Below are 12290 nucleotides of genomic sequence, written 5' to 3'. Positions count from 1 at the left end.
TCAGCCTGCCATTGCTCGCCCCGGGCATCGTGACGACCGCCCTGTTCACGATCGTGGCCACGTGGAACAACTACTTCCTGCCGTTGATCATGCTGAAGGACGCCGACTGGTACCCGTTGACCATCGGTTTGAACCAGTGGAAGGACCAAGCCAGCACCGCCGGCGGCCAGGCCATCCAGAACCTGGTGATCACGGGCTCCCTGATCACGATCATCCCCTTGGTCATCGCCTTCCTGTGCCTGCAGAAGTACTGGCAATCCGGCCTCGCCGCAGGCGCCGTCAAAGAATAACCGATTCCATGATGTTCTCTATCCATAAGAACATCGTCCAAGTGCCGCCCGATTCCCTCGCCTAAACCAAGGTCGATGAATCGATATGTCGACGATTCATCGACCTTGATTCATCAATGTCGATAGAGGCAAACCATCATTAGGAACTTAAGGACGTAATAATAATGAGTGAACACAGAGCGTTCAACTGGCCGCAGCCTCTTGCCGGCAACAGCCCGCGCATCTGGTACGGCGGCGACTATAACCCCGACCAGTGGCCCGAAGAAGTCTGGGATGAAGACATCGAGCTGATGAAAAAAGCCGGTGTGAACCTGGTCTCCGTAGCCATCTTTTCCTGGGCCAAGCTTGAGCCGGAAGAAGGCGTCTACGACTTCGATTGGCTCGACCGAGTCATCGACAAGCTCGGCAAAGCCGGCATCGCCGTCGATCTTGCCACCGGCACTGCATCCCCGCCGATGTGGCTTACCCAGGCTCATCCGGAAATTCTGTGGGTCGACTACCGCGGCGATGTCTGCCAGCCTGGCGCCCGTCAGCATTGGCGTGCCACCAGTCCGGTCTTCCTGGAGTACGCGCTGAACCTGTGTCGCAAAATGGCCGAGCACTACAAAGACAATCCTTACGTAGTTTCTTGGCATGTGAGCAATGAATATGGTTGCCATAACCGCTTCGACTATTCCGAAGACGCCGAGCGCGCCTTCCGCAAGTGGTGCGAGAAGCGCTACGGTACCATCGATGCCGTCAATGACGCGTGGGGCACCGCTTTCTGGGCGCAGCGCATGAACAACTTCTCCGAGATCATTCCGCCGCGCTTCATCGGCGACGGCAACTTCATGAACCCGGGCAAGCTGCTCGACTGGAAGCGTTTCAGCAATGACGCGCTCCTCGACTTCTACCGCGCCGAACGTGATGCTTTGCTCGAAATCACCCCTGGCAAGCCGCAGACCACCAACTTCATGGTGTCCGCCGGCGGCACCGGCTTGGATTATGACAAGTGGGGCTATGACGTCGATTTCGTCTCCAACGACCACTACTTCACTCCGGGCGAGGCGCACTTCGACGAGCTGGCCTACTCGGCCTCCCTGTGCGACGGCATCGCCCGCAAGAAGCCATGGTTCCTGATGGAGCACTCCACCTCGGCCGTGAACTGGCGTCCTATCAACTACCGTGTGGAGCCCGGCGAACTGGTGCGCGACTCCCTGGCTCATCTGGCCATGGGTGCCGACGCCATCTGCTACTTCCAGTGGCGCCAATCCAAGGCCGGTGCCGAGAAGTGGCACTCCTCGATGGTGCCGCATGCGGGCCCGGATTCGCAGATCTTCCGTGATGTATGCGAACTGGGCGCCGATTTGAACAAGCTCGCCGACGAGGGTCTGCTCGATACCACGTTGGTCAAGTCGAAGGTCGCTGTGGTCTTCGATTATGAGTCCCAGTGGGCTACGGAACATACCGCCACGCCTACTCAGGAGGTACGCCATTGGACCGAGCCGCTCGCGTGGTTCCGCGCGTTGGCGGACAACGGTCTCACCGCTGACGTGGTGCCGGTTCGTGGCCCCTGGGATGAGTATGAGGCTGTGGTGTTGCCGAGCCTGGCCATCCTTTCCGAGGAAACCTCTCGCCGCGTGCGCGAGTATGTGGCGAACGGCGGCAAACTGTTCGTCACCTACTACACCGGCCTGGTCGACGAAAAGGATCACGTCTGGCTAGGCGGATACCCCGGCTCCATTCGAGACGTTGTGGGTGTGCGCGTGGAGGAATTCGCCGCCATGGGAAGCGACTTCCCCGGCACCATGGACCATCTGGATCTGACCAACGGCACGGTGGCGCACGATTTCGCCGATGTGATCACCTCCGTCGCTCCGACCGCTCATGTCGTGGCCTCCTTCAAGGCTGACAAATGGACCGGCTTTGAAGGTGCTCCCGCCATCACCGTCAATGAATACGGCGACGGCAAGGCCGCATACATCGGTGCTCGACTGGGGCGCGAAGGCTTGGCCAAGTCCTTGCCGGCGTTGCTTGAGGAATTCGGCATCGATACACCCGCCGAAGACGATCGTGGCGAAGTGCTGCGCGTCGAACGCGCTGACGCCGCCGACGAGAACCACTTCGTGTTCCTGTTCAACCGCACGCATGATGTTGCCGTGGTGGATGTGGAAGGCGAACCGCTGGTCGCGTCACTGGCTCAGGTCAACGAATCCGAGCATACGGCCGCCATTCAGCCAAACGGTGTGCTGGTGGTGAAACTGTAAACCCATCTTCTGGGGTAAAGGCTGGGACGGTCGGAATTTTCCGATGATCCCAGCCTTTTCCGTACGGTCCTGTATTCGCTTGAGCGGATGCTATGCAAGTGCCGTAATGGCGCAATATACCTGCAATGGGCCAGTACGGAAATAGTTGCTTGGAATGATTGTAATGTTTACGATAACACGCCGAGCGTAATCGTTTGCCAATACGCGATGCGTGTGTATACTAATAAATGTTATCGCAATCATAGTTTTTGGAAATGGCGAGAGGAGCCACTTCTCGAGGTTGAGGAGAATTCCAAGGAATTTGAGTCAATCGCAAGCAATGATTGCGAACGACATACATATTTGAATCGTTCTGGACGATTCGAGGAAGGAGAACAGAACGATGAAGTTCACTACCGCCAAGAAGGCCATCGCTCTTACCGGTGCGGTTGCCATGCTGGTGTCCGTCGCTGCTTGCGGTTCCGACAGCGCTGGCTCTCAGCCGGAACAGGAAAAGGACGTTCAGGAAATCACCGTGTGGGCTTGGGAGCCTACGCTGACCCAGGTTGCCAAGGACTTCACCAAGAAGACCGGCATCAAGGTCGACCTGAAGAACGTCGGTACCAACACCAAGGAATACACTCAGCTCGATAACGCCATCGAGGCCGGCAACGGCGCTCCGGACGTGGCTCAGGTCGAGTACTACGCCATCCCGCAGTACGCCATCAAGGGCAACTTGCTGGACATCACCGACAAGACCTCCGGCTTCAAGGACTTCTACACCCCTGGCCCGTGGGCTTCCGTGCAGTTCGCCGGCAAGGTCTACGGCCTGCCGATGGATTCCGGCCCAATGGCCTTCTTCTACAACAAGGAAGTCTTCGACAAGGCCGGCGTGGACGCCGAGCAGATCAAGACCTGGGACGACTACTACGAGGCCGCCAAGAAGATTCACGCTCTCGGCGACAACTACTACATCACTTCCGATACCGGTGACGCCGGCTTCTACGACTCCATGACTTGGCTCGCTGGCGGTCAGCCGTTCAAGACCTCCTCCGACGGCTCCGAAGTCACCATCAACCTGACTGGTGATGAGAACGTACAGAAGTTCAACGAGTTCTGGCAGAAGATGCTGGACGAAGGCCTGCTTGACACCAAGACCGCCGGCTGGTCCGAGGATTGGTTCAAGGGCATGGTCGACGGCACCATCGCCTCCCTGCTCACCGGTGCTTGGATGCCTGCCAACCTTGCTAACTCCGCTGCCGGTGGCGCTGGCAAGTGGCGTGTGACCCAGATGCCGACCGCTGACGGTTCCGCAACCAACTCCGAGAACGGTGGTTCTTCGCTGGCTGTGCTGTCCAGCTCCAAGAAGGCCGACGCTGCCTACAAGTTCATCGAGTACGCCAACCACGGCGATGGCGTGGCCACCCGTGTGGCCGGCGGCGCATTCCCGGCTGACAAGGCTTCCATGGAATCCGACTCCTTCAAGAACGCCACCACGGTGAAGAACTCCGATGGCCAGGATGTCGACTACTTCGGTGGTCAGAAGTACAACGAGGTCCTTGCTCAGGCTGCTGAGAACGTCTCCTCCGACTACCAGTTCCTGCCGTTCGAGGTCAAGGCTCGTACCATCTTCGGTGATTACGTCGGCAAGTCCTACACCGGCGACCAGAAGCTGTCCGACGGTGTGGCCGCTTGGCAGAAGGCCCTGCAGGATTACGGCAAGGATCAGGGCTTCACTGTGAAGTAAGCTCCGCATCTGAGCCTTAGATAACTGACTGCAAAAGCTCCGGGTGCATTATGCACCCGGGGCTTTATTCGTTCATACGCTGTTGCGCACTCCTGCCGGGGAATGCGATGCGGCACGATTCGCGCGCAGACATGCTAGTAGACTCGGCACTATGAGTTTGATCGACCGGCGAATCAGAAGAATGGCAACCGCAGCGGTGGCAGCTGTTCTATCCGTATCTCTGGCCTCATGCGGGCAAGCCACTCAAGATAATCGCACCCAGATCACGGTGTGGAGCTGGGAACCCAGCATGGGCAAGGTCATCAGCCGATTCGAGAAGGCCAACCCGGACATCAAAGTCAACTGGACGAATATCTCCGGCTACAACAACCTCAACACCGCCATCCAGGACGGCTACGGCACTCCGGACGTGGCACAGATCGAATACTATGCACTGCCGCAGTATGAGGTTTCCGGCCAGTTGCTGGACCTGACCGACCGCATCGGTTCCGATTATGCGAACTTCTTTACCCTCGGCACATGGTCATCCGTGCAATTGGCCGGCCGTACATACGGTTTGCCGATGGATTCCGGTCCGATGGGCTTTTTCTATAACCAGGATGTGTTCGAACAGGCCGGTGTGGATGCCACGCAGATCAAAACCTGGAATGACTATTATGAGGCCGCCAAGAAGCTGAAATCCATAGGCGCCTATATCGCCGCGGACTCCGGCGACGGCAGCTTCTATGACGCGATGGTTTGGCTTGCCGGCGGCCAGCCGTTCCATACGTCGGCGGACGGCAGAACCGTGACCATCGACCTCGATCATGATGAAGGCACGCAGCGATTCACCGAATTCTGGCAGAAGATGATTGATGAAGGATTGGTGGACACCACATCGGCCACATGGTCCGGACGATGGAAGAACCGTGTAGGCAACGGCACCATAGCCTCGGTGTTCATGGGCGCATGGATGCCATCCTTATTGCTCGCCAATGTGCCGGGGGCGGCCGGTTTGTGGCGTGTGACCACGATGCCCACCTATGACGGCAATCCTGCCAATGCGGAAAGCGGCGGATCCGCGCTCGCGGTACTGCAGCTCACCCGCAAACCCGATGCCGCATATCGATTCGTGGACTTCGTCACCCATGACGCGCAAGGCATCAGTGCGCGTGTGGCCGGTGGCGCCTTCCCCGCCGACTACACCACGCTCAATTCCAAGGAATTCCTGGATAAGACCACCATCACCAACGAAAGCGGCATTGAAATCCCGTATTTCGGTGGTCAGAAGTTCAACCGAGTGCTTTCCGAAGCGGCGGAGGACGTATCCGTGGGATACCAGTACCTGCCATTCGAGGTGTATGCGCGCAGTGATTTTGAGTCGACGGTGGGCAAAGCCTACAGTTGGGCCAGTAGCTTCCAGGCCTATCAGCGCAGGCAATCCGCCATCGACATGGGCGAGAAGGACGAGAACGGCAACCCGCTGCAACCGCTGGAAGATCCGGGTAAAAAAGTCAGTCTGACCAATGGGCTGACCCAATGGCAGAAGGATCTGAAGGAATACGGCTCTAATCAGGGCTTCACCATCAAATAGCGAGAGCTAACGCACGTTGCGCGCGTAGATGTGAGCCATGCCCTTGAAAATCAGATCAGGATCATACACGTCGATCAGATCGGTGTCATCGGAGAACACCCGGCCCAGTCCGCCGGTGGCGATGACCTGGAAGTCCTCACCTCCGAGCTCTTTGCGGAACTGATTGATGGTGCGCTCCACGCCACCCAGGAAGGTGTAATACAAACCGGCCTGCATGCACGTCTTGGTATTGGTGCCCAAAATTGTGGACGGTCGGGTGATCTCCACCTCCGGCAGCTGCGCGGTATCGCCCCACAATGCCGCAGCGCCGGTGCGAATGCCGGTGGTGATTACGCCGGAATCAATCACACCATGCGCATCCACATGGGTGAATGTGGTGGCCGTGCCGAAATCGGCTACCAATACCGGGCCGCCGTACTCGTTGTATGCGCCCGCGCAATCGGCCAGAATGTCCGCGCCAAGCGACTTCGGATCGTCCACGCGCACATTCATACCGGTTTTGATGCCCGGTCCAATCACCATCGGTTCGATATCAAGGAATTTGATGATCGAGGAACGGAAGGAATGCATCACCTTCGGCACCACTGAGCAGATCACCACATCATCCACATCACGCGGTGTGAAACCGCTCATCCTCAGGAATTCGGTCAGGAACAGGCCATATTCGTCAGACGTATGGTTCGCCTTGGACGTGATGCGGTACGTGCCCACATTGGTGCGGCCCGTCTCGCCATCCAAAAAACCGATGACAATATTCGTATTGCCGATATCAACGGCGACCAGCATGATAACCCTCCAGCGTTGAGATGGATTTCATCGCATAATTCTACGCACCTTCTACGCACCCGCGCCTATGATTGAGCATCGGTGGTCGACCCGGTTTGGGCGGCCAACCGATTTCAGCGAATAATTGCATAAGGATTACAGAGGAAGAACTATGTCTCAAGACAATGGTGTGCACGCAGGAAGCGGCGCAACCACGGACGCGAGCCTGGCTTCGCGCGCCAAGAATCCCAAGAAGAACGGCCCGAAGTGGTGGCTGATTTCCCTGATTGCCGTGATTGTGGCATGTGCTGTGGTCATCGGCGTCACGGTTGCCTATGGCAAGAAGAACGACTCCGCAGACGCATCCGCCAAGAATATGGTTGCTGACACCGTGACCATCGGTCTGAAGCTCGCTCCCACAAACCTTGACATCCGCAATACCGCCGGTTCCGCCCTGGACCAGGTGCTCATCGGCAATGTGTACGAAGGCATCGTGGCCCGCGATTCCAAGAATCAGGTGGCCCCGGGCCTCGCCTCCAGCTGGGAGGAATCCAAGGACGGCCTGACCTACACCTTCCATCTCAACAAGAACATGACCTTCTCCAACGGCGACAAGCTGGACGCCGAGGACGTGGCATGGTCCATCAACGAACTCATCGCCAAGCAGTACCATGACGCCGACGCGATCACCGCGGTGAGCAAGGTGGAGGCCAAGGATGCCGATACGGTGGCCATGACGCTCAAGACCCCGAACTCGAACCTCCTGTGGACGCTGACCGGCCGCGCCGGCCTGGTATTCGACAAGGACGCCAAGTACGACCTGAAGACCCAGGCTGTGGGCTCCGGTCCGTACACCGTGGCCAAGTTCGTCGAAAACACGTCGATCACGCTGAAGGCCAACAGCGAATACTGGGGCAAGAACAAGGCCAAGACCCCAACCATCGTGATCAAGTATCTGGCCGACGACAATGCTGCGGTGAACGCGCTGAAGTCCGGTGACGTGCAGGTGCTCGCCCCGATCACCGAAAGCCTGGCGGGTCCGTTCAAGTCCGACTCGGATAAGTACACGGTGAAGGCCGGCAACGGCACGGATAAGTATGTGCTCGGTTTCAACAACGCCTCCGGCTCCAAACTTGCCGACAAGCGCATCCGCCAAGCTATCCGCTACGCCATCAACCATAAGGAGATCATCGCTTCCCGCGGCGGTGCGGATAAGGCCCTTGGTGGCCCGATCCCATCCCTCGACCCCGGTTATGAGGATCTGACCAAGCTCTATCCGTATGATCAGGCCAAGGCCAAGTTGCTGATGGCCGAGGCCGGCTATTCCGAAAGCAATCCGCTGGAGCTGAGCCTCACCTACGCCAACATCTACGGCACTGAGCTTGGCGACCAGCTGCGCTCGCAGCTGAAGCCGATCGGCATCGATCTGAAGGTCAATGTGGTGGAATTCTCCACATGGCTGCAGGACGTGTACACCAACCATGACTTCGACATCTCGCTGGTGGACCACAACGAAAGCCACGACTTCTACTCCTGGGCCGACCCGACCTATTACTTCGGCTACGACAACGCCGAGGTGCAGAAGCTCTACAACGAAGGCGTGGCCGCCACCACGGACAAGGAACGTGACGCCAAGTTCGCCGAAGCCGCCAAGCTCATCTCCGAGGACGCGCCGGCCGACTGGCTGTTCAACTACCGCATCACCACGGTGACGGCCAAGGGCGTGAAGGGCTTCCCGTTCGATTTGAACCAGACGGTTCTGCCGCTCTACAACGTGACCTATTCGCTCGCCGAATTCAGCCAGCAGTAATGTCTAACTATGTGGTCGGACCGTGTGGTTGAAAGATGTTCTATTTCCGACACGCTCCGGGCCGCCGAGCCGTGAAATGGGCAACCCTGTGGGTTGCCCATAGGCGAGGGGAGCAGCTGGACTGCGACAGCTACGCGGCAGCGTAGCAGCCAAGTCTTTACGGTCTGAAATAGAACATCTTTCAACCACACTCTGTTTCAGGAAACGTGACATGTATGAGTCGGCCTCTTTGGGCTGAACGAGTGCTTGTCCTTTACATGAAGGAGCCGCACATGCGATTTGTGATTCGCCGACTATTGCTGTTCATAGCGGCGTTGTTCGGCATCTCGGTAGTGGTGTTTGCGGCTTTGCGCATTCTGCCTGGCGATGTGGCCTCCATCATGGCCGGCATCAATGCGCCCGCCAGCCGCGTGGCACAGCTGCGTGAGCAGCTCGGATTGAATCGGCCGCTGATTGCGCAGTATTTTGATTGGATGGGCGCACTGATCACCGGCGATTTCGGCACCTCGATTCTGACCGGACGCTCGGTGACCGCGTTGATCGGTACGCGTGCATCCATTACTTTTCCTTTGATTATTCTGGGACTGCTGATTGCGATGGCCATTGGCTTGCCTTTAGGTTGCGCTGCGGTATTGGCCCGCTCGCCTCGTGTGCGCGCGGCATTTCATGTGCTCGCCATCATCGGCGGTTCTGTGCCCGCATTGTGGGGCGGACTGCTGCTGATTCTGCTGTTCGGCAAAGGTGTGGGGCTCATCGGTGTTCTTCCCTCGCAGGGCTTCCCTCTCGACGGCTGGGGCAAGCCGGGCAGCGCAGTATTGTCGCTGATTCTTCCGGCGTTGACAGTCGGCATCATCGTCGGCGCCTCACTGATGCGCTACACGCGCGCGGCACTCGGCGATTTGGCCGGTTCCGGATACATCGACATGGCACGCTCCTGCGGTATGACCCGCACCCAAGCAGTACTCTACGTTGGTCTGCGTCTTGCTATGCCGCAACTGGTTTCGGTGATCGGCCTGACCTTCGCCTCGATGATTACCGGCGTGATGGTCATCGAAAACCTCTTCGCCTTGCCGGGCATCGGCAACGGACTCGTCATCGATGTAGGCAATCGCGACCTCATCGCCGTGCAAAGCGAGCTGTTCCTGCTTGCTGCATTCTTCCTGGGCGTTGGCCTCGTGGTGGATGTCTTGCATCGTATGCTTGACCCGCGTTTGAAAAGCGTCAGCGCTGTTATGGAGGTGGACGCATGAGTGGCAACAGTAACAATCATCGCGGCACGGCGGATCGCTTGGCGTTTGCGTCAGCGGCATTGCGCTCCATGTGGCGTCGCGCGGAAGGCAAGTTCGCGCTGATCGTGCTCGCGCTCTGGCTGGCCATAGCATTGGTTTCCCTGATCTGGACACCACAATCGCTGTGGGCCACGGACGGCTACCATGTGTGGGCTGCACCATCCGCCGCGCACTGGCTTGGCACGGATGGTACGGGTGCCGATGTCTTCAGCTGGCTGATGGCCGGCTCTCGCACCAATCTGCTCATCGTGCTGCTGACGGTCATCGTTTCCGCCGTATGGGGATTGCTGCTCATCGCCGCGATGGTGACACGTAATTCCGCGCTCGCCAATACATCTGTTGTGGTGATTGATGCGCTGATTTCCATACCAACGGTGCTGATTGCGTTGATTCTCGCCGTGCCGCTGGGTGCATCCGTTGCCGTGATCGTGATCGCCTGCGGTTTCGGCTATGGCCTCAACCTCGCCCGTGTGGCTCGGCCGGCCGCGTTGTTGGCCTCTCGCTCAGCCTATGTGGAATCAGCTCTGGCCAATGGAGCAAGCGGCTGGCAGGTGCTCGTCAGTCACATCATTCCTAATATCGTGCCGGTACTGGCTGTGCAGCTTTCTCTGTCTGCGGGCACTGCGGTATTGGCCGAATCCGGACTCACCTACCTTGGCATCGGCGTGCCTTCCGGCGTACCCAGCTGGGGGCATTCGCTGGCCACCTCGGTCAAGCTCATCAATGTGTTCCCGCTGACCGTGCTGTGGCCAGGTTTGATGGTTACGGTGGTGGTTGTGGCATTGAATGTGTTCGGGGACGTGTTACGCGACGCCATCGACCCGGTGGCCAACCCGGCATTGCGGCAAACGGTTGTCGCTGCAGAGAAAGAAGACGAGCGATGAGCGTTACCGTAGAAGGTCTGAGCGTTGTCATCGCCGACAAGCCGATTGTTTCCGGTATAGATCTGAACATTGCGGACGGTGAGCGAGTCGGGCTCATCGGCTCCTCCGGCTCTGGAAAATCGATGATTTCCAAAGCGATGCTGGGACTCTTGCCGCTGAACGCTTCCGTTTCCGGATCGGTTGCCTTAGGCGAGACACAAGTGATCGGTGCGCCCGAACGTGAGCTTGCGGCATTGCGAGGCAGCTATGTGGGCACGGTGTTCCAGAATCCGGCCGCCTCGCTGAACCCGGTGATGACGGTCGCCCAGCAGATCGGATTGCCGCTCAAGCTGCACTATGACCTCACCACAACCGAACGCGCCGAGCGTGTGGCAGCAATGTTAGGCAAAGTCGGTCTTGCCGAAGAGACGGCCAACAAGTATCCGCATGAGCTTTCCGGAGGCCAACAGCAGCGCGTGGGCATCGCCACGGCATTGATCACCTCGCCGCGATTCATCATCGCCGACGAGCCGACCACCGCACTCGATTCGATTACGCAGCGCCAGATCGTGGATCTGCTGACTGCTCTGGTGGATGATGCCGGTGCCTCGATGCTGTTCATCACCCATGATTTCTCGGTGCTCGCGCGCGCCACCACGCGCTGCTATGTGCTGGAATCCGGGCGTATCGTGGATTCCGGGGCGACTGCCGAAGTGTTGGCGGACCCGAAGACGTCTGAATCCAAGCGCCTGGTGTCCGCCGCCCGCATCCTCACCCTCCACAGTGCTGACCTCCGCAATATCAAGGAGGATTCCCATGAGTGATGAACTCCTGCTCGCCGCGCGCAATATCAACGCATCCTTCGCCGACCGTGCCATGCATCGCGGACTGTTCGACTTCGGCCGCGCCCCGCGCCGCCAAGTGCTGTTCGACGTGTCCACGGAAGTCAAAGCGGGGGAGTGCCTGGCCGTCATCGGCGCATCCGGCTCTGGCAAAACCACGCTGACCCGCATCATGTTGGGGCTTGCCGCCGCCGATTCGGGCAGCATCGAATACCGTAGTGCGGAAGTCCGGCATGGGTCGGAAGGCATGCGCACGTTGCGTGCCGAATCCTCCATCGTGTTCCAAGACCCGTTCTCCTCGCTCGACCCGCGTTGGACGATCGAACGTTCGGTCTCCGAACCATTATGGTTGCGTCGTCGCACGCTGGGATTCGCGGCGGATGAGGTCGAAGGCAAAACCGCACAGGCACTGGCCCGAGTCGGCCTCGAACCAAGAATCTTCATGGGCCGTTACCCCTGCGACCTGTCCGGTGGCCAGGCCCAGCGTGTAGCCATCGCCAGGGCCATTGTCAACGAGCCGTGCCTGATTCTGGCCGACGAGCCGATGAGCGCCATCGATGTGGCCGCCCGCGTGCAGATTCTCGAGACTTTCCAATCGATTCTCTCCGGCGAAGGCTCGCGGGCCATTGATCCAGCCACCGGCCAGCCCATCAAACCGGCCATTATCATGGTTTCTCACGACCTTGGCGTGGTGCAGCATATCGCCGACCGCATTCTCGTACTGCATGAAGGCGCAGTAGTCGAATCCGGCACTACCGAAGCCGTGCTCGGCCATCCCCAGTCCGACTATACGCGCCAGCTCATCGCCGCCGCCTCGCTCTAGTCAGTGCTGTAGTTTGTAGGAAGCAACGCCAGCGAACGGCAAGGGTAATAGGGGAGTGTGCGG

The 12290-nt window shown here is 58.7% G+C and carries 9 protein-coding genes and 1 pseudogene; 9 read left to right on the top strand and 1 reads right to left on the bottom strand.

The genetic code is table 11. The annotated features are described in order from the left end of the window. The 4 genes and pseudogenes from F7D08_RS07735 to F7D08_RS07720 form a co-directional block, all read left to right on the top strand. Positions 1-290, top strand: a pseudogene (locus F7D08_RS07735) (carbohydrate ABC transporter permease); the annotation flags it as partial. Between the two features lie 164 nt (positions 291-454). Beyond that, complete coding sequence (locus tag F7D08_RS07730; protein WP_152210064.1) at positions 455-2536, top strand: beta-galactosidase; 2082 nt, start codon at positions 455-457, stop codon at positions 2534-2536. Between the two features lie 382 nt (positions 2537-2918). Further along, entirely contained in the window at positions 2919-4262 is a 1344-nt protein-coding gene (locus tag F7D08_RS07725) for an ABC transporter substrate-binding protein (RefSeq protein WP_152210063.1), read from the top strand. Between the two features lie 151 nt (positions 4263-4413). Continuing rightward, on the top strand, positions 4414-5835 hold the full coding sequence (locus F7D08_RS07720) for an ABC transporter substrate-binding protein (RefSeq protein ID WP_193316243.1): 1422 nt from the start codon (positions 4414-4416) through the stop codon (positions 5833-5835). A 6-nt stretch (positions 5836-5841) separates the two neighbouring features. On the opposite strand, the gene F7D08_RS07715 is transcribed toward F7D08_RS07720, so the two are convergent. Next, positions 5842-6621 carry a type III pantothenate kinase gene (locus F7D08_RS07715; protein ID WP_152210061.1) on the bottom strand — a complete coding sequence of 260 codons (780 nt, stop codon included), beginning with the start codon at positions 6619-6621 and terminating at the stop codon, positions 5842-5844. 151 nt (positions 6622-6772) lie between these two features. Between F7D08_RS07715 and F7D08_RS07710 the strand changes: the two genes are divergently transcribed. The 5 genes from F7D08_RS07710 (at position 6773) to F7D08_RS07690 (ending at position 12227) form a co-directional block, all read left to right on the top strand. Then, positions 6773-8410, top strand: a complete 1638-nt coding sequence (locus F7D08_RS07710) for an ABC transporter substrate-binding protein (protein WP_152210060.1) — start codon at positions 6773-6775, stop codon at positions 8408-8410. A 272-nt stretch (positions 8411-8682) separates the two neighbouring features. Continuing rightward, positions 8683-9660 carry an ABC transporter permease gene (locus F7D08_RS07705; RefSeq protein WP_152210059.1) on the top strand — a complete coding sequence of 326 codons (978 nt, stop codon included), beginning with the start codon at positions 8683-8685 and terminating at the stop codon, positions 9658-9660. A gap of 68 nt (positions 9661-9728) precedes the next feature. After that, positions 9729-10583 carry an ABC transporter permease gene (locus tag F7D08_RS07700; RefSeq protein WP_152210073.1) on the top strand — a complete coding sequence of 285 codons (855 nt, stop codon included), beginning with the start codon at positions 9729-9731 and terminating at the stop codon, positions 10581-10583. Beyond that, the gene (locus F7D08_RS07695) at positions 10580-11386 is read left to right on the top strand and encodes an ABC transporter ATP-binding protein (protein WP_152210058.1); all 807 of its coding nucleotides are present in this window, start codon (positions 10580-10582) and stop codon (positions 11384-11386) included. The genes F7D08_RS07700 and F7D08_RS07695 overlap by 4 nt, the downstream gene beginning before the upstream one ends. Further along, a complete protein-coding gene (locus F7D08_RS07690; protein ID WP_152210057.1) occupies positions 11379-12227 on the top strand; it encodes an ABC transporter ATP-binding protein in 849 nt (282 codons plus the stop codon). Before F7D08_RS07695 ends, F7D08_RS07690 begins: the two co-directional genes overlap by 8 nt. The last annotated feature ends 63 nt before the right edge of the window (positions 12228-12290 follow it).

It is taken from the genome of Bifidobacterium cebidarum, assembly GCF_009193305.1.
Taxonomy (GTDB): Bacteria; Actinomycetota; Actinomycetes; order Actinomycetales; family Bifidobacteriaceae; genus Bifidobacterium; species Bifidobacterium cebidarum.
The sequence above is the reverse complement of the archived record's forward strand: the minus strand, read 5'-3'. Positions and strand labels throughout refer to the sequence as shown.

Excerpts from the sequence above, each read along its gene's own strand:
- F7D08_RS07730 (WP_152210064.1), top strand. The coding sequence starts at position 455 with ATGAGTGAACACAGAGCGTTCAACTGGCCGCAGCCTCTTGCCGGCAAC.
- F7D08_RS07725 (WP_152210063.1), top strand. The coding sequence starts at position 2,919 with ATGAAGTTCACTACCGCCAAGAAGGCCATCGCTCTTACCGGTGCGGTT.
- F7D08_RS07720 (WP_193316243.1), top strand. The coding sequence starts at position 4,414 with ATGAGTTTGATCGACCGGCGAATCAGAAGAATGGCAACCGCAGCGGTG.
- F7D08_RS07715 (WP_152210061.1), bottom strand. The coding sequence starts at position 6,621 with ATGCTGGTCGCCGTTGATATCGGCAATACGAATATTGTCATCGGTTTT.
- F7D08_RS07710 (WP_152210060.1), top strand. The coding sequence starts at position 6,773 with ATGTCTCAAGACAATGGTGTGCACGCAGGAAGCGGCGCAACCACGGAC.
- F7D08_RS07705 (WP_152210059.1), top strand. The coding sequence starts at position 8,683 with ATGCGATTTGTGATTCGCCGACTATTGCTGTTCATAGCGGCGTTGTTC.
- F7D08_RS07700 (WP_152210073.1), top strand. The coding sequence starts at position 9,729 with ATGTGGCGTCGCGCGGAAGGCAAGTTCGCGCTGATCGTGCTCGCGCTC.
- F7D08_RS07695 (WP_152210058.1), top strand. The coding sequence starts at position 10,580 with ATGAGCGTTACCGTAGAAGGTCTGAGCGTTGTCATCGCCGACAAGCCG.
- F7D08_RS07690 (WP_152210057.1), top strand. The coding sequence starts at position 11,379 with ATGAGTGATGAACTCCTGCTCGCCGCGCGCAATATCAACGCATCCTTC.